This is a genomic window from Leucobacter alluvii, assembly GCF_039530485.1.
GTDB classification, from domain to species: domain Bacteria; phylum Actinomycetota; class Actinomycetes; order Actinomycetales; family Microbacteriaceae; genus Leucobacter; species Leucobacter alluvii.
Map to the genome: position 1 here is coordinate 240,679 of NZ_BAAAOP010000003.1, position 15,726 is coordinate 256,404.

Consider the following 15,726-nt stretch of genomic DNA (forward strand, 5'->3'; position numbering starts at 1 on the left):
CGCCGATGTCCGGGGTCTATGACAGTCTTGTCGTGTGTCACCGACCGCCCGGCGACCGCTCGTGAGTTCGTGAAGGAGGCTCCCGTGCACGAGATCATGTGCCCGCACTGCCGCAAGGCGTTCACCGTCGACGAAGCCGGGTACGCCGACATCGTGAAGCAGGTGCGAGACAGTGAGTTCGAGGCGCAGCTGCACGAACGTCTGGCACTGGCGGAGCACGACAAGCAGCAGGCGGTGCAGCTGGCCGAGGCCGCGGCTGCGGGTCGGTTGCAGCAGGCCGAGGCGGCGAAAGCAGCGGAGATCCAGCAGCTGCGGGCGCGGATCGAAGCGAGCGCCACGGCGCAGAAGCTCGCGGTGGCCGAGGCCCTCAGCGCGGTCGAGAAGGATCGCGACGCGCTTGCCGGCGAGCTCGACCAGGCGAAGCGCGAGCAGCGGACCGCGATCGAGCTCGCCGAAGCGAAGCTCGCGGCTGAGGCGGAGCAGCGGATCGCCGCACAGGAGCGGGAACTGCAGAGTGCGCGGGCGAAGCTCGCTTCGATGGAGCTCAGTCAGAAGCTGGAGCTCTCCGAGGCGGTGAGTGTCGTCGCTCGAGAACGCGACGAGCTGAAGAACAACCTGGAACGCGCTGCCCTCGAGAAGCAGCTCGCGGAGCGTTCCCTGAAGGAGTATCACGAGTTGCAGCTCAGGGACCGCGACGGCGAGATCGAACGGCTGAAGGACTTCAAGGCGCGGCTCTCGACGAAGATGGTGGGGGAGACCCTCGAGCAGCACTGCGAGGTGACCTTCAACCAGATCAGAGCCACGGCGTTCCCCAACGCGTACTTCGAGAAGGACAACGACGCGCGCACCGGGAGCAAGGGCGACTACATCTTCAGAGATCTCGATCTCAGTAACATCGAGATCGTCTCGATCATGTTCGAGATGAAGAACGAATCCGATGGCACCGCGACCAAGCACCGCAATGAGGATTTCTTGAAGGAGCTCGACAAGGACCGGCGCGAGAAGGGATGCGAGTACGCGGTGCTCGTGTCGCTGCTCGAGCCCGAGAGCGAACTGTACAACGGCGGCATCGTCGACGTCTCCCATCGCTACCCCAAGATGTACGTGATTCGGCCGCAGTTCTTCATCCCGCTGATCACACTGCTGCGGAACGCGGCACTCAACTCACTGAAGTACAAGGCCGAGCTCGAGCAGGTGAAATCGCAGAACATCGACATCACGCATTTCGAGAGCGAACTCGACAGCTTCAAAGACGCCTTCGGCCGCAACTACGACCTGGCATCGCGCCAGTTCCAGGAAGCGATCAAACGAATCGATACGTCGATCGCCGAGATGCAGAAGGTGAAAGACAATCTACTGAAATCCGAGAACAACCTGCGCCTCGCCAACGACAAGGCCCAGGGGGTCACCATCAAGAAGCTGACGCGCGGCAACCCGACGATGCAGACGAAGTTCTCCGAGCTGGAGCGCGGAGACGCGACAGCGGGGGCAGACGCCGACAGGAGCGCACGCACATGAATCTGGGAACGATTCTCGACTCCACGCACTTCGACGAGTCGGACGAGGCATTCGCCGCGTTCGAGGAGTGGGCGTGGGAGGAGCGCGCACTCCGTCTCTACCCGGCGCAGGAGGAAGCGGTGCTCGGCATCGCCCTCGGCAGCAACGTCATTCTCGCGACGCCGACGGGCACCGGAAAATCGCTGGTCGCGATCGGGGCGCACTTCATCGCGCTCGCAGAAGGGCGCCGCACGGTGTACACGGCGCCGATCAAAGCGCTCGTCAGTGAGAAGTTCTTCGATCTGGTCGACGTGTTCGGTGCGGATCGCGTCGGCATGGTGACGGGGGACACGTCCATCAACCCGGATGCACCGATCCTCTGCTGCACAGCAGAGATCCTCGCCAACCTCGCCATCCGCGATCGCAGTGCGGGCGGCATCACGCAGGTGGTGATGGACGAGTTCCACTTCTACGCAGAACCGGAACGAGGCTGGGCATGGCAGGTGCCGTTGTTGCTGATGAACGACGCCCAGTTCCTCCTGATGTCGGCCACGCTCGGCGATGTCTCCGAACTCGCTGACGACCTCTCGCGACGTACCCAGCGCGACACAGCGCTGGTCACGGGCGTCGAGCGGCCGGTTCCGCTCACGTTCTCCTACGAGGTCGCGCCCGCCCACGAGGTCGTCGAGCAGTTGATCGAGGATCGCGAGACGCCCGCATATCTCGTGCACTTCAACCAGTCCCACGCCGTCGAACAGGCGCAAGCACTGTCGAGCATCCGCATCGTCGATCGTGCCGGTCGCGACGAGATCGCCGCCGCCATCGGAGATTTCCGCTTCTCCACGGGGTTCGGCTCGACCCTGTCACGCCTCGTGCGCTCGGGTATCGGCGTGCACCACGCTGGCATGCTGCCCCGCTACCGAAGGCTCGTCGAACAACTCGCTCAGCGCGGTCTGCTCCGTGTGATCTGCGGCACCGACACGCTCGGGGTCGGCATCAACGTGCCGATTCGCACCGTCGTCATCACAGCGCTCACCAAATTCGACGGTGAGAAGATGCGACGACTCTCCGCTCGAGAGTTCCATCAGATCGCCGGACGAGCCGGGCGCGCTGGATTCGACACCGAGGGCGACGTGGTCGCGCTCGCCCCGGAGCACGAGGTCGAGAACGCGAAATCAGCCGCGAAAGCGGCAGCGAAGGCGACGGGCGGGAAGAAGGCCAAGCCGGCGAAGAAGAAATCACCGCCGCAGGGGTTCATCGCCTGGAGCGAAAGCACCCTCGAGAAGCTCGTCGGCTCCCAGCCGGAGCCACTGGTGAGCCGCATGCGGGTGACGCACTCGATGGTGCTCGGCGTCATCGGGCGCGGAGAAGCCCGCGAGGGAGACGCGCTCCAGACGATGCGCACGCTCGTCTTCGACAGCCACGAACCCCGCCCCGCGCAGTACGCCCATGCGCGCACCGCGATTGCGATCTTCCGTACGCTGCGACAAGGCGGCATCGTCGAAGTCCACGTCGATGAACGGGGTCAGCGCCTGCTGCGACTCACCGTCGATCTGCAGTCGAACTTCGCGTTGAACCAGCCGCTCTCGCCGTTCGCGCTCGCAGCGATCGAACTCCTCGATCCCGAGTCCGAGACCTACGCCCTCGATGTGATCTCGATCATCGAGGCGACTCTTGAAGACCCTCGGGCCATCATCCGCGCGCAGGAGCACAAGGCTCGCGGAGAGGCCGTCGCGGCGATGAAGGCGGAGGGCATCGAGTACGACGAGCGGATGGAACTGCTCGAGGCGGTCACGCACCCTCAACCGCTCAAAGAACTGCTCGACGAAGCCTTCACCGAGTACCTGAAGGAGGTGCCGTGGGCGCGCGACTTCGCGCTCCGCCCCAAGTCCGTCGTCCGAGACATGATCGAGCGCGCCTTCGGGTTCCGCGATCTCGTCTCGTTCTATCAGCTCGGCCGGGCGGAGGGCGGAGTGCTGCGGTACCTGAGCGACGCCTTCCGCGCCATCGAACGCACCGTGCCAGAGCAGGCGAAGAGCCCCGAGCTCGAGGAACTCATCGACTGGCTCGGCGAACTCGTGAGACAGGTCGACTCCAGCCTCATCGACGAGTGGGAAGCGCTCTCGAACCCCGACCCGGACGCGCACCGCAGGGCGCGGGCCCTGCTCGGCCTCGATGTCGACGGAGCGGAAGCAGCCGTCGCGCTCGCTCCGCCGACACGATCGGTGCTCACCAACCAGCGCGCATTCCTCGTCATGTTGCGCAACGCACTCTTCAGGCGCGTCCAGGCGGCCGCCTTCGAGCGCTACGACGAACTGGCCGAACTCGACGCGGCTCGCGGCTTCGGCGAGCAGAAATGGCGCGACGCCCTCGCCGGCTATTACGACGAGTACGACGACATCCGCGTCGACGCCGATGCGCGCGCGGCGTCCCTCCTCGAACTCGACCGGAGCAGCGCACCCGAAGGGTTCTGGCGCTTCAGGCAAGTGCTGCTCGACCCGAACGGCGACCACGACTGGGCCATCGAAGGCTCTGTCGACCTCGCCGAATCCGAAGCAGAGGGCGAACCCGTCGTGCGCGTCGAGCGCGTCGGCCCGTTCGCCGGATGAAGATCGAGGCGGGGTCGGAGCGCCATGCTCCGACCCCGCCTCGCGATCCTGTTCTACTGGTCTACGGGCCGTCGTCGCCAGCTCCGTCGCCCGCCGCATCGCTCGAAGCATCGGCCTGCACGGCGGCGCCGGAACCGTTCGCCCCGGTCGATGCCTCGTTCGATGAGCCCGTGACCTCCGCGATCTCAGCATCCGTCAGCGCGCGCCACGGCGAATCCTGCGGTTGGACGAGCGCCGCATCGGGGCTGTCGCCCCGGGAATACCACTTCGCCTCGAAGCCGTCGCCCTCGAAGACGACGCGTTCGCCTCGTCGATACTCCTTCGCAGCATCCCAACTCGGGTACGCACCAGCAGGCAGCTTCGGACGCTCGATCGGTTTCTCACCCGGAAGCACGGGGCCGAGCAAACGCCACGGTTGCGAACCGTTCTCCGCCGCCAGGTCGGGCTGATCGCCCTCCGTCCACCACTTCGCCTCGTAGACGTTGCGGTGCCATACGACTTTCGTCTCGGCCGGGTACGCGGTGGTCTCGCTCCAGATCGGGTACGGGCTCGTATCCGGATCGTCCTCGACGGGCTCCACCGGTCCGTCGCTCTCAACGGCTTCGGCGACCTGCGAGATCGCGCCGGCGCGCTGCTCACGCAGAATCTTCGAGAAGTCGCCCTTCTCCTGCACGATGCCGCTGCACGAATCGGATACCTGCTTCGGGTCCGGCCAGTTCGCGGAGCACTCCTGATCGCGGTTCAGCGACCACATCGACATGCGCGCCATCCCGCGTTCGTCGGCGAACGCCGAGAGCTTCTCCGCGTCGGCGATCGTGAAGATGTCCTTCCGGGTATCGTTCTGCCCGATCATCGGCGTCGCAGCGACCCGGCTCCACGCGGTCGCCGCACCGATCGGGGCGTTGATCTCTTGGTAGAGCGAGCGCAATTGCGAGTGCGTCGCCTCGAGACTGCTCTCGACGGCGGGGTAGAACGCCTTCTCGGTCTCCGAGTTGTAGTTCATGGTCATCACATTGACGCCCGCGAGATCCACGCCTGCCTTGAGATACGTTCGAATCGCCTGCAATCCCTCGAAGGTGAGCCCATCGGGTGCGACCGGAAGGGTCAGCCACACGTCGAGGCCCTTCTCCCGGTCATCCTGGACCGCACGGATCGCCTCGGCCTGCCGTGCGACCCCGGCCTCGTCAGCCAGGAATGCGCCCTCGATGTCCATGTCGATACTCGCGAGATCGTAACGGTCGACCACGCTCGTGTACCCATCCACGAGTTTGTCCTGATCTTCGCAGGCGTAGGCGATGTCGTGGTTCGCCTGACCGCCGAAGGAGACCATGGCCGACCCGCCCAGATTGCGGAGGCGCTGCAGTTTGCGGTCGAGGTCGAGGGAGCTCTCAGCTTCATCCATGTCGTAGTAGCCGCCCCACGACGGGCTGCACTCGTCGTCGGGCGCTGCGACGATGAAGGAGAGCACGACATTCTTCTGCCCGTCTTCACCCGGCGACTCGAACGGGAACATCGGCGTCGCGGTGACGTCGACATATGCGTCGAACCACGGCGTGCGTTCCGACGCGACCTGCACGTCTTGCACCCGAGACCAGGCGTACACGCCGCCGCCCACGAGTCCGGCGATCACCACCAGCACAATACTGAGACGCGCCAGAGACAGTTTTCTGCCCGGATACCACTTCGCCATGACAGCCCCTCGCCCGTGCCCTCGCCCGGTGGGTCTGGGATACCGCCTGAATCGAATCTTGCCATCAGCTATGCTATACGAGCGCTAACACGCTGTCCCGTGGAGAACCGCGTATTTCGGGTTCCCTGGGAGGATTCACCCGCGAAGCGACCCCCGAGTGCAGCACGCATTCGCGGGTGGATCGAGATGCGGGCACAGGCAAACGGGGGTTTGGGTGGCTGAGGAAACAACGGCGTCGTCACGGCGCCGGCAATGGGGCGCGGAGCGCCGCTCCGAACCGCTGGCGATCATGCATTCGCGCCCGAGCGGCGGGGCCGTCATCTGGGCGCGAGCGGCCATCGTCATCACGGTGCTCGCATGGTTCATCTACATGATCACGACGATCGTGCGGATGGTGATCGAAGGCCCGACCGAATCGTTCATCTTCCACGTGCAGACCTGGATCTACGGCCTCACGGTCACCGCGCTCACCTTCTCGGCACTCATGTACCTCACCGCCCGCTACGGCGCACTCGTGCGCTTCCGAGAGCACCGCCGCGTCGAACGCGCTCTGATCGACGAGCACTTCGCCGAGTCGGACGCCGACGTCACGGTCCTGATCCCGAGCTACGACGAGGAGCCGGAGGTGGTGCGGTACACGCTCTGGTCAGCTGCCCTGCAGGAGTTCCCCTCGGTGCGCGTCGTCCTGCTCATCGACGATAAGGACACCGGCTTGGAAGGGGAGGCGCTCGATCGCCTCAATCACACCCGCGGGTTGCTCGGCGAGATCGCCGAAGCGCTCGAGACCCCGCTCCGGCAGTCGCGGGAAGCGATGCGGGTGTTCGAGGAGCTGACGCCCGAGACTCCCGGCCCCGAGGACGCGAAGCGCGCAGCCGACGCGTACGCGGCCGCGGCGACGTGGCTCGACGAATTCGCAGCAGCCGAGAAGATCGAAGACCACATGGCCGAGTTCTTCGCGGAGCAGGTGCTTCTCGGCCTCTCCAACGATCTGCGTCTCACGCGACTCGCGCTGAATGCCGCCCACGAGCAGGGGGGATCGCCGGACCGAGGGCGCCTCGAGCAGCTGTACCGGCGGCTCGTCTGGATCTTCAGCGCAGACATGAGCTCCTTCGAGCGCAAGAAGTACGCGTCGCTGTCTCAGGAGCCGAACAAGGCGATGAACCTGAACTCGTACATCTCGCTGATGGGCGGGCGCTACCGCGTCTCCGATGAGACGGGTGTGCGGTTGCTCGAACCGCTGAGGGACCGCGACGAGTCGACTCCCGATCTGGTGGTGCCCGACAGTCGTTACCTGCTCACGCTCGATGCCGACTCGCAACTGCTCCGCGACTACTGCGTGCGCCTCGTGTACTTGCTGGAGCAGCCCGAGAACGAGCGGGTCGCCGTGACGCAGACGCCGTACTCCTCCTTCCGGGGCGCCCCGACGCGCATCGAGCGCATCGCCGGTGCGACCACGGACCTGCAGCACATCCAGCACCAGGGGCTGACGTACTTCAATGCGACCTTCTGGGTGGGCGCCAACGCGGTGATCCGCAAGGAGGCCCTCGCCGACATCGCGGTCACAGAGACCGTTGGCGGCTTCGAGATCACCACGTACGTGCAAGACCGCACCGTCATCGAGGATACTGAGTCGAGCATCGACCTCGGCGCCCACGGGTGGTCACTCGAGAACTACCCGGAGCGACTCAGCTACAGTGCGACCCCGCCCGACTTCGGCTCACTCATCGTGCAGCGCCGTCGCTGGGCGAACGGCGGTCTGCTGATCATGCCGAAACTGGTCGAGATGATCCGTATCCGCAAGGGCACCCCGGCACGAGTGCGTCTCACGGAGAAGCTGTTGCGCACGAACTACATGTCATCGCTCGCGTGGGCGAGCTTCGGCCTCATCTTCCTGCTCTTCTTCCCGTTCGATTCGCGACTCCTCAGCCCCCTGGTGGTCGCCGCGGCGCTGCCGTACTTCATCTCGCAGGCGCTCGATCTGCGTGCGAGCGGGCATCGCCTCAGCGACATCTTCCGCATCTACGGCTTCAACCTCGTGCTGTTGCCCGTGAATCTCGCGGGTGTGCTGAAATCGATGCAGCAGGGGGTCACCGGGGAGAAGATTCCCTTCGCGCGCACCCCGAAGGTCACCGGCCGCACGGCATCGCCCGCGATCTACGTGATCCTGCCATTCGTCATCATCGCGTTCTCGGTGCTCACGGCCTACCGCGACTTGAACCTCGGCAATTGGGGCAACTTCATCTTCGCCGGCTTCAACGCCGTCATGGCGACCTGGGCCGCCGTCTCCTACATCGGCGTGCGAGCGGCGATCGTGGACGCGGTGCTCGGCGTGGTCGGCTGGCTGTATGTCGCGCCGAAACCGCCGAAGACGAAGCGGAAGAGCCTCGTCGATCCCGATGCCGAAGTCAACTGGCAGGCGATTCTGTACCACGGCGATCGGCGCCTGCGCCGCGACCTGGTGCGCACGAGCGACCGCCGCCGTCGCCTCGGGGGCGTGCGCAAGGAGGTGACGGCCGTGTCCGAGCTCAGCACGGGCAGCGGATCGCGGGGCACGGTGAACGAGGTCACCCTCGCCTCGCCGAGCACCCAGACCGATGTCGCCGCGGTGATCGCTCCGGCTGCGGAGCAGAACTCCGCGGCGAAACGGGCGGGTCAGTAGCGGCCCGCGCCCAGCGGTCGCCGGGATGGAAGGGCTGCGTCACTCGGCGACGGCGTCGCCTCGCGCAGCATCGGTGAGCAGCCGCACGGCGCGGTCGCCGGTGATGCCGAGACCGCGCAGTCGATCGACGGCGTCGAGCGCGACCCCGCGCGCCGCCGCATCGACGGGGTCATCGCCCAGCGAAACGAAGGTCCCCGCCCGCCCGCGTCCCTCGATGACACCCGTCGACTCGAGGGCGCGGTACGCGGAGGCGACGGTGTTCGCTGCGAGCCCGAGATGCGCCGCCAGCCCGCGAACGGTCGGGAGCTTCGCGCCGGGCGCCAGGCGTCCGTTGGAGATCGCTCGGAGGACCCCGTCATGCAGCTGGCGGTACGGCGGTTCGGGTGATCCGGCGTCGATGGCGAAGAGGTCGAATGCGGGATCACTCATACGGACAGCGTATCCGCGCCCGGCATATCCGCGCCGCACGAAACCTCTCTCGGGCACCCTAGACTGGCCGTACAACTGGACGCGATGCGGCGGCCGCGGGGTCTGGCCGTCGCGCGAGGCGAAGGGGGCCGAAGTGCGGGGGTTTTTTCCAGCGGTGTGTCGGACTGCTCGTGATCGTGATGGTGCTGGCCGGGGTGGCGGTGCTCGTGTGGGGCGTCGATCTTTCGCACCCCGAATCGATCTGGCAGCCCGAGCGGTTGACGCTCGCCGGCGCGTGGACGGTGATGTACAACGCTGAGCTGCCCCCGCCGAGAGTCCTGGCAATCGCCCTCGCGACCGCGGTGGCCTTCGTGCTCATCGTGGTCTTCACCGAGCGAGCGGTGTCGCGACGTTATCGCCGCACGCCACTCGAGGTGGCGAAGCGCTCGCTCGCCCCCAAGGCCATCATGGCGCGGTCGAGAGGCGTCTTCGCCGGCGAGATCACGGTGACGGTCGTGATCCCGGCCCATAACGAGGAGGCCTCGCTGCCGGCGACCCTCGCCTCCCTCCAGCAGCAGCACCGTCTGCCGGACCGCGTGATCGTCGTGGCCGACAACTGCACGGACGGGACCGCGGCGGTCGCCCGTCGTCTCGGCGCAGAAGTGTTCGAGACGACGGCGAACGTCCATAAGAAAGGCGGGGCGCTCAACCAGGTGCTCGCCCGGGAGCTCCCGCAGATGGGGGACAACGACACGGTGCTCGTCATGGACGCCGATACGCAGCTGAGCACGCAGTTCATCGCGACTGCGGTGCAGCGCTTCACCGCAGACCGGGCCCTCATGGCCGTCGCCGGACTCTTCCAAGGCGAAGCCGGGCACGGAGTACTGGGGCAGTTCCAGCGCAACGAGTACTTCAGATATCAGCGTGAGATCGAACGCCGCGAGGGGCGCGTGTTCGTGCTCACCGGAACGGGAACCGCGTTCCGCTCGATTGCGCTGCGGGAGGTCGCGAACGCGCGCGGGTCGCCCATCCCTGGAAATCTCGGCGAGGTGTACGATACGTTCGCGCTGACCGAGGACAACGAGCTCACCATCGCCATCAAGTCGCTCGGCGGACTCATGGTCTCTCCCGCCGAATGCCAGGTGACGACGGAGCTCATGCCGACCTGGCGCATGCTGTGGGCGCAGCGGCTGCGGTGGCAGCGCGGGGCGCTCGAGAACCTGGGCGCGTACGGGGTGACGCCGCAGACAGTCAGGTACTGGGCGCAGCAGATCGCGATCGGGTACGGCGTGTTCGCGCTCTTCGCCTACTTCGGATTGATGTTCCTAATGCTCACCGCGATGGACTCCTGGGTGTGGTTCCCGTTCTGGCTCGGCATCGGCCTCGTGTTCGCCGTCGAACGCGTGGTCACCGTCTGGCGGGGCGGATGGCGCGCGCGTGCGCTCGCGGTACTCATCTTCCCCGAGCTCGTCTACGACTGCTTCTTGAACCTCGCCTTCCTGAAGGGAGTGTTCGAGATCTCCCTCGGGCGGGTACCGACCTGGAAGCACGTCGAGCACGGCACCGGGCGAACGGCGAGCATGATCGAACAGGAGTCGCATTGATGCACCGCACAGGCCTATTGTTCCCCGAGGAGATTCTCTACTCCGACTGGTTCGGAGTGTTCGCCACCGTCGTCGCGATCAACACGCTCATCTATGTGGTGCTCGGCGTCTCGAAACTCGTTCCGATCATCAGGTTCGGTGGCAAGAGCAGCGGCCGCAATCGCAGGGCCGAGACGCGCAGCATCTATCCGGAGGCGGCCGACTGACCGATCCCACTAGAATCGCCCCATGCGTCTTGGAGTGATCGACGTCGGATCAAACACCGTCCACCTGCTCGTCGTCGACGCCCATCCGGGTGCGAGCCCTGTGCCGTTCCACTCGCAGCGCTCGGTCCTGCGGCTCATGCGCTACCTCGACGCCGACGGCGCCATCGCCGAGGAAGGCGTGGTGCGGATCGTCGAAGCGATTCGTGAATGCGCCGAGATCGCGCGGGAGATCGGCGTCGACGACCTGATCTCGACGGCGACGAGCGCGATCCGCGAAGCCGCGAACGGCGAGGACGTGCTGGCGCGCGTCACCCGCGAGACGGGCATCGTGCTGCACGTGCTGTCGGGGGAGGACGAGGCGCGTATCACCATGCTGGCGGTGCGTCGGTGGCTGGGCTGGTCAGCTGGAGAAGTGCTGCTGTTCGACATCGGCGGCGGTTCCTTCGAGATCGCTCAGGGCGCCGATGAGTACCCCGATGTGCAGGTGTCGCTGCCGCTCGGCGCCGGGCGATCCACCATCAACTTCCTCGCCGAGGATCCGCCCTCGCGCGAAGCGGTCTCCCGCTTGCGCGCCCACGCTCGAGCCGAGTTCACGAGGGTGCGCGACGAGCTCTTCGCCGACCGTCCTCGACCCAAGCGCGTGGTCGGCACGTCGAAGACGATCCGCTCACTCGCCCGGCTCGTCGGGGGTCCCTCAGATCCGGTGACGGGAGACCTCGCGCAGTTGCACTATGTCGGCCTGCGCGAATGGGAGCCCTCCCTGCGCGAGATGCCCGGCGCGGTGCGCGAGTACCTGCCTGGAATCACTCCGGAGCGCGGCTACCAGATCATGGCCGGTGCCGTGGTGCTGCGCACCGCGATGAAGGTGTTCGAAGTCGAGACGCTCACTATCTCGCCGTGGGCGCTGCGCGAGGGGATCGTGCTGCGATACATCGACGCGCTCGACGGCCGCGGCGCCGAGCCGGTGCGCTCCGAGGCCTGAACCGGTGAGTCGCCGGACGAGGTGTCTCGCCGGAGTCTCGGCCCGTCGTGCGTCGAGAGCGCAGTCGAGGTCCATCGCACGCCGACCCGCATGCCGAACTGCGCTTTCGTCCGACGTGCCGCGCAGAACCGGTCGAGAGATCCGACTCGGGCCCGCGTTTGCGAAGATGGACGCGCTCGACGGCCGCGGCGCCGAGCCGGTGCGCTCCGAGGCCTGAACCGATGAGTCGCCGGACGAGGTGTCTCGCCGGAGTCTCGGCCCGTCGTGCGTCGAGAGCGCAGTCGAGGTCCATCGCACGCCGACCCGCATGCCGAACTGCGCTTTCGTCCGACGTGCCGCGCAGAACCGGTCGAGAGATCCGACTCGGGCCCGCGTTTGCGAAGATGGACGCATGATCGTCGTTCAGGATGCCGAGGTTCGGGAGCGCGAGGTGACGCTGCTGAGTCCCACCTCGTTCGCAGCGGCGGGCGGTGACGCCGTGGTCGTGCGTGGAGCGAACGGATCGGGGAAGTCGACGCTGCTCCGACTGGTCGCAGGCCTGAGGTCGCCGTCGAGCGGCACAGTGAGCATCGACGGGCGCGACGCCGCGTCCCGCGACCCGCGCACTCGACGCAGCGTCGCGGCCATGATCGGGATGCCGCCGCTCGCGCCCGACCTCACGGTGCGCGATCATGTGCTGCTCGTCGCGACGACGTGGTCCGCGTCGGGCCGGGACGCCGAGCGGCTGACCTGCCGCGTGCTCGATGAGCTCGACTTGAGCCCCCTCGCCACACGGTTCCCGCACGAACTCTCGTCGGGGCAGACGCAGCTCTTCGGGCTCGCCCTCGTGCTCGCCCGCCCGTCTGACGCACTCGTGCTCGACGAACCCGAGCAGCGGCTGGACGTCGATCGCATCGGACTGGTTGTCGGCGCCGTCAACCGGCGCCGCGAGTCTGGTGCTGCGGTCGTGGTGGCGACGCACAGCGACGTGCTCGAAGCCGGTATCGGGGGCCGTACCCTCTGGCTGCAGGGCGCCGCATGAGATACCGCCCGGCTCGCGCCGCCCTCGCCATCTGGAACGCCTCGCACGCTCGTTCGCCCAGCGACCGGCGCTACGCCGGTTACCTCGGCGTGATGGTCGCGATCGCGTTCGTCGCCCCCGCGGTGCGCGCGCTCTGGGGTGCTGTCTCGCAGCCGCACGTGCTGCACGCGCTCGTGGCGCCGGAGGCTCCGCTGGTCGGCGGGCTCTGCGTCGCCGGCCTGTGGGTCTTCGCGCTGCTCTTCGGCGGTCTCCGCGGCCCGGCACTGCGTCCGCCTCTGCTCACGTACACCTTTGCGCGCAGCGAGCTGTCGCGCATTTCGGCATTCGGCGGCAGCGTCGTGCGGGCGGGTGCCGCGCTCACTGCGACGACCGCGATGGTCGGAGCAGCGCTCGGAACGCTGCTCGGCGTGGCGCGCGGGGTGACGCTCCTCGACCTGTTCGCGGTCGCCTCTCTGGGTGCGTGCATCGGCGCCTGCGTCGGCGTTATCGCGACGCTGGCCTGGCTCACCGGGCAAGCGGTACCGCGGGTGGCCAGAGCTTCGTCCGCAGCTCTGGCGATCCTCACGGGCATCACGATCGCGTTTCCCTCGCTGACTCCTTTCACGCCGTGGGGATGGGTCGCCGCGCTCTGGCGCGAGGCGGCGCTTTCCGCGGGGGAGCTCTCCGTCGGCGCGTCCTGGCTCGTGCCGCTCACCCTGCTCTGCGCGCTCGCCCTCGTGCTGATGTCGATCGCTCCGAGGCTCTTCGCGCGACTGGACACTCAGGTGCTCGAGTCGCAGGCCGCGAGATGGGCGGCCTCCGCGGTGCACGCGTACGGCATGGATTTCAACGCCGCGCTGTCGACCTACCGGGGGAGCCCCTGGGCCGGAAGGCGTGTTCGTGCGGTGCGCGCAGGCCCACGCGGGAGACGCGGAGTCGCACTGGCACGGACATTCCTGATCCGCGACGTGCTCGGTGCCGCGCGGACGCCGGGACGGCTGACCGCGGGTGCGGTCGGCGTCGCCGGTGCCAGCGTCGCGGTGACGCTCGCGAGCAGCGCGACGGAGCCCGGCGTCGGGTTCGGGGTACTCAGCGCCCTCGCCGCAGTGCTCGCTTTCGGCGCACTCGGTCCGTTCACCGACGGCGTTCGTCACGCCGCGGCTGTCGCCGCCGATCTGCCCATCTACGGTGTCGGCGACGCCCACCTGCTCGCGCTGCACACCGTTTTCCCGGTGCTCGCCGTGCTGATGATCGCCGTGATCGCGGCCTCCACCTCAGCATTCCTGCTCGGAGCGCCGCCGCTCGCCGCGGTGCTCGGCTCCGCCATCGTCGGAATGTGCGCCGTGCTCGCGCGGGTGAGCAACGCGCTGAAAGGTCCGCTGCCGCTGCGGCTGCTCGCTCCGATTCCCACCCCGGAGGGCGACCTGAGCGGTGCGGTGCGCTTCGTCTGGTCGATCGACGGCGTGGTGCTCGTCGCACTGGTCGGTGCGACGGCGCCGCTCGCGATGATCGCGCCGGCGTGGTGCATCGCCGCGTGCTCTCTGCTGGCCGCCGTCTGCGCTGCGCGCTGGAGAGGCCGGCGAACGGACGCGGGCTGAGGCCTTGGGGTCGGGAACGAGCATGGGCGCTCGGCTGGAGCGCCCGCGCTGGCGGACCGGCTAGGACTGCGCTGCGTGTGATGCGGATGCGCCTTCGAGGTGGGGCCGTGCCGCTTCGAGCATGGCGCGCGGTTCGTCAGCCCAGAAGCGCACGATCCGTGCCGTTTCGGTCGCATCCGGGAGTCGCACCTCGACTGGGTGCTTGAGCACGATCTCGAGGTTCGTCTCGTTCTGCACGCGCAGATGGAGGATCCGTCCGCGGTCGCTGCTCGTGAATCTGGGCGGCTTCGGCGGAGGGTGCGCAACATCGGCGACGATGGCCACGGAGTGAATATCGCTCCAACTCAGCTCGAGACCGAGCTGCGGCCCCTCCTGCACGCGGATCCCGCCGGGGGCGACGGTGTGCGGGCGCGTGATGAACCCGAGGAGCAGGCCGATCATCCACATGAGTCCCCAGATGCCCGCTGCGAGCAGCGTGATGCGAATCACCGGCCAGGGGCGGGCGATGAGATCGAGGATCGGGATCTCCACTGCCGAGAGCACGATGAAGATGACGAGGATCGAGCGAATCGGAGCGTGATACGCGAACGCGACCCCGCCCTTCGGGGCGCGCGGCCGTCGCGCCGCGAAGCGCCACAGGCTGCTCCAGACTCCGACCTCCCAGCGCCAGGCCTGCCGGGCGAGCCGTGCGAGACGTGTGCGCAGGCGATTGGACGATCGTGCGTCGGATCGTGGGGGCGTCGCCGGTGTCGAGTCTTCTGGCTGTGTCACGTCGCCTCCGTCACCTCGGGGGAGGCTTCGGCGATGAGACGCGCGAGGACGCCTTCCACGTGCTCGAGCCCTCGGAGGAGCGCATCCGCATGATCGGGTGCGAGACCTGCGACGAGTGCGCGTGAGAGATCCGCGTGCTGATCCGCCATTCGCTCCATCGCTCCTCTGCCGATGCCGGTGAGCGTCACCAGGGTCGCTCGGCGATCGGAGGGATGCGGTTCTCGGGAGACGTACCCGGTCGATTCGAGTGCGTCGACGAGGCCCGTCACGTTCCTCGGGCTCACCTCCAGCGCAGCGGCGAGGTCGCGCTGCGTCGACGGGCCGGCGTGGTGCAGCACCCAGAGGAGGTGCGTCCGCGAGGTGGTGAGACCGGTGCCGGCGAAACTCCGCTCCATGTCGAGTTGCAGGAGCTGGCCGATGGCGAGCACGCGATCGAGCACAGTGGGGGGCGGCGTCGCCATCGGTGAACTGGCGGGCTGGGACATATCGGTACTCTACATCATTGTTACCTCCCTTCACTATGAGGCTGTTTCAGTGCAGACTCCTGCGCAACGTTCGCGATGTGTGCGATTTCCAATGCGGGTTCGGTAAGGTGGGTGATGCAGGGGGAGTATTCCCATCCGCAGTAGTCCCGTCAATACGAGTGCATCGATGTACTTCGGGCTATTGGCCTCGAACTCACGGAATCCGTGACACGATCGG

12 protein-coding genes are annotated in these 15,726 nt (G+C 67.2%); 8 read left to right on the plus strand and 4 right to left on the minus strand.

What is annotated here, in order from left to right; genetic code table 11:
- Positions 1–84 precede the first annotated feature (84 nt).
- Positions 85–1,518 (plus strand): DUF2130 domain-containing protein, encoded by a 1,434-nt coding sequence (locus ABFX18_RS03125; RefSeq protein WP_346057352.1) that lies wholly within the window; start codon positions 85–87, stop codon positions 1,516–1,518.
- Complete coding sequence (locus tag ABFX18_RS03130) at positions 1,515–4,106, plus strand: DEAD/DEAH box helicase (protein WP_336662886.1); 2,592 nt, start codon at positions 1,515–1,517, stop codon at positions 4,104–4,106. Before ABFX18_RS03125 ends, ABFX18_RS03130 begins: the two co-directional genes overlap by 4 nt.
- Positions 4,107–4,167: 61 nt before the next feature.
- Here the strand turns inward: ABFX18_RS03130 and ABFX18_RS03135 are convergent, their stop codons facing one another.
- Complete coding sequence (locus ABFX18_RS03135) at positions 4,168–5,796, minus strand: chitinase (protein WP_090150016.1); 1,629 nt, start codon at positions 5,794–5,796, stop codon at positions 4,168–4,170.
- A gap of 289 nt (positions 5,797–6,085) precedes the next feature.
- Between ABFX18_RS03135 and ABFX18_RS03140 the strand changes: the two genes are divergently transcribed.
- On the plus strand, positions 6,086–8,455 hold the full coding sequence (locus ABFX18_RS03140) for a glycosyltransferase family 2 protein (RefSeq protein ID WP_346057353.1): 2,370 nt from the start codon (positions 6,086–6,088) through the stop codon (positions 8,453–8,455).
- Positions 8,456–8,494: 39 nt separating this feature from the next.
- Here the strand turns inward: ABFX18_RS03140 and ABFX18_RS03145 are convergent, their stop codons facing one another.
- The gene (locus ABFX18_RS03145; protein WP_090150013.1) at positions 8,495–8,884 is read right to left on the minus strand and encodes a GntR family transcriptional regulator; all 390 of its coding nucleotides are present in this window, start codon (positions 8,882–8,884) and stop codon (positions 8,495–8,497) included.
- Positions 8,885–9,063: 179 nt separating this feature from the next.
- Between ABFX18_RS03145 and ABFX18_RS03150 the strand changes: the two genes are divergently transcribed.
- The 5 genes from ABFX18_RS03150 to ABFX18_RS03170 all read left to right on the plus strand — a co-directional run bounded on the left by ABFX18_RS03150 (position 9,064) and on the right by ABFX18_RS03170 (position 14,253).
- Positions 9,064–10,467, plus strand: a complete 1,404-nt coding sequence (locus ABFX18_RS03150; RefSeq protein ID WP_346057399.1) for a glycosyltransferase family 2 protein — start codon at positions 9,064–9,066, stop codon at positions 10,465–10,467.
- Positions 10,467–10,673: a hypothetical protein gene (locus tag ABFX18_RS03155; protein ID WP_090150007.1), complete on the plus strand. Its 207-nt coding sequence runs from the start codon at positions 10,467–10,469 to the stop codon at positions 10,671–10,673. The genes ABFX18_RS03150 and ABFX18_RS03155 overlap by 1 nt, the downstream gene beginning before the upstream one ends.
- A 22-nt stretch (positions 10,674–10,695) precedes the next feature.
- On the plus strand, positions 10,696–11,655 hold the full coding sequence (locus ABFX18_RS03160) for a Ppx/GppA phosphatase family protein (RefSeq protein WP_200331781.1): 960 nt from the start codon (positions 10,696–10,698) through the stop codon (positions 11,653–11,655).
- Between the two features lie 391 nt (positions 11,656–12,046).
- Positions 12,047–12,676, plus strand: coding sequence for an ATP-binding cassette domain-containing protein (locus tag ABFX18_RS03165; protein ID WP_090150000.1), 630 nt, complete (start codon positions 12,047–12,049; stop codon positions 12,674–12,676).
- Positions 12,673–14,253, plus strand: a complete 1,581-nt coding sequence (locus tag ABFX18_RS03170) for a hypothetical protein (RefSeq protein WP_346057354.1) — start codon at positions 12,673–12,675, stop codon at positions 14,251–14,253. Before ABFX18_RS03165 ends, ABFX18_RS03170 begins: the two co-directional genes overlap by 4 nt.
- 60 nt (positions 14,254–14,313) lie before the next feature.
- Here ABFX18_RS03170 and ABFX18_RS03175 read toward each other — a convergent pair whose 3' ends face one another.
- Positions 14,314–15,024 carry a hypothetical protein gene (locus ABFX18_RS03175; RefSeq protein ID WP_346057355.1) on the minus strand — a complete coding sequence of 237 codons (711 nt, stop codon included), beginning with the start codon at positions 15,022–15,024 and terminating at the stop codon, positions 14,314–14,316.
- Positions 15,021–15,509, minus strand: a complete 489-nt coding sequence (locus ABFX18_RS03180; protein WP_346057356.1) for a MarR family winged helix-turn-helix transcriptional regulator — start codon at positions 15,507–15,509, stop codon at positions 15,021–15,023. Before ABFX18_RS03180 ends, ABFX18_RS03175 begins: the two co-directional genes overlap by 4 nt.
- Between the last annotated feature and the right edge of the window lie 217 nt (positions 15,510–15,726).